This is a genomic window from Spirosoma soli (assembly GCF_042684525.1).
Lineage (GTDB): Bacteria > Bacteroidota > Bacteroidia > Cytophagales > Spirosomataceae > Spirosoma > Spirosoma soli.
On record NZ_JBHULN010000046.1, the window covers coordinates 1 to 1,724 of the forward strand.

Annotated in this window: 1 protein-coding gene; it reads left to right on the plus strand. The window is 58.4% G+C overall.

The annotated features are described in order from the left end of the window. The coding region (locus ACFSUS_RS28990) for a beta strand repeat-containing protein (RefSeq protein WP_381528777.1) at positions 1-1,724 on the plus strand (1,724 nt) is incomplete at both ends.

Genomic DNA, 1,724 nt, shown 5'->3' on the forward strand with positions numbered 1-1,724 from the left:
CACCACCACCGGTAGTGTGAGTGTGGCCCAGGGCACCACCCCGGGAGCCTACACCCTAACTTACTCCTTGTGCAGCACCTTAGGCACCACCACCTGTACCACTGGCTTGGTCAGCGTCACGGTCACCCCTAGTGTGACAGCCAACCCTGATGCGGGCACAGCCAGTGCCGGAACCGGTGGAGTAGCCGTCGCTAACGTAACTACCAATGATGTGGTCAACGGTCAACCCGCCACCTTGGGTGGGGCTGGCAATGCCACCCTGGCAGCCGTGGGCACCTACCCCACCGGCATCACTCTAGACCCTACAACCGGCAGCATCAGTGTAGCGGTGGGTACCACTCCTGGTTCTTATACCCTAGCTTATCAGCTTTGCGACAAGCTAACACCCACCACCTGCACTACAGGTCTGGTCAGTATCACCGTCACCCCAACAATAACCGCTGCTCCCGATGCGGGTACGGCCAGTGCCGGTACAGGCGGCACACCTGTGGCCAATGTGCGGGCCAATGACCTGGTCAACGGTCAACCCGCCACCTCGGCGAACTCTAGCTTGAGCTTGGTTAGCAGCAACTCGTCTGGCATCACCCTCAACACCACTACCGGTAGTGTGAGTGTGACCCAGGGTACTGCCCCAGGTTCGTACACCCTAGCTTACACATTGTGTAGCACTCTAGGCACCACGACCTGTACCACTGGCTTGGTCAGCGTCACGGTCACCCCTAGTGTGACAGCCAACCCTGATGCGGGTACGGCCGGCGCGTTACTCGGCGGTACGGCCGTCGCCAATGTAGCTGCTAACGATGCAGTCAATGGCCTGTCCGCTACTTTAGGTGGATCGGGAAACGCTACGGTGACTCAGGTTGGTACTTACCCGATTGGCATCTCGCTTAATACAACAAATGGTGCAGTGAGTGTGGCTGCGGGAACGGCACCCGGATCGTACACACTGGCTTACCAACTCTGCGATCGATTAACTCCAGCAACTTGCGCTACTACCGTAGTAAGCGTAACTGTAATCGCCGGTACAGCGGCTAGTCCAGATGCTGGTACAGCTAGTGCTGGTACGGGCGGCACGGCGGTAGTTAACGTAGCCGCTAACGATGTTATAAATGGTCAGTCTGCTACGTTGGGCACAGGGGGCAATGCTACTGTCGCTACGGTAGGCACGTATCCGCCGGGTATTACCCTTAACACCACTGGTTCCGTCAGTGTAGCTCAGGGGACTACCCCAGGTAGCTATACAATAGCCTATCAGATATGCGACCGCCTGACTCAGTTGACTTGTGCCACAGCAATAGTCAGCATCACTGTCACCCCCAGTGTGACAGCCAACCCCGATGCGGGCACAGCCAGTGCTGGAACCGGTGGGGTAGCCGTCGCTAACGTAACTACCAATGATGTGGTCAACGGGCAGCCCGCCACCCTGGGTGGAGCTGGCAATGCCACCCTGGCAACCGTGGGTACCTACCCCACCGGCATCACTCTAGACCCTACAACCGGCAGCATCAGTGTAGCGGTGGGCACCACCCCTGGCTCCTATACCCTAGCTTATCAGCTCTGTGATAAGCTAACGCCCGTCACTTGTACTACAGGTCTAGTCAGTATCACCGTCACCCCAACAATAACCGCTGCTCCTGATGCGGGTACGGCCAGTGCCGGTACAGGCGGCACACCTGTGGCCAATGTGCGGGCCAATGACCTGGTCAACGGTCAACCCGCCACCT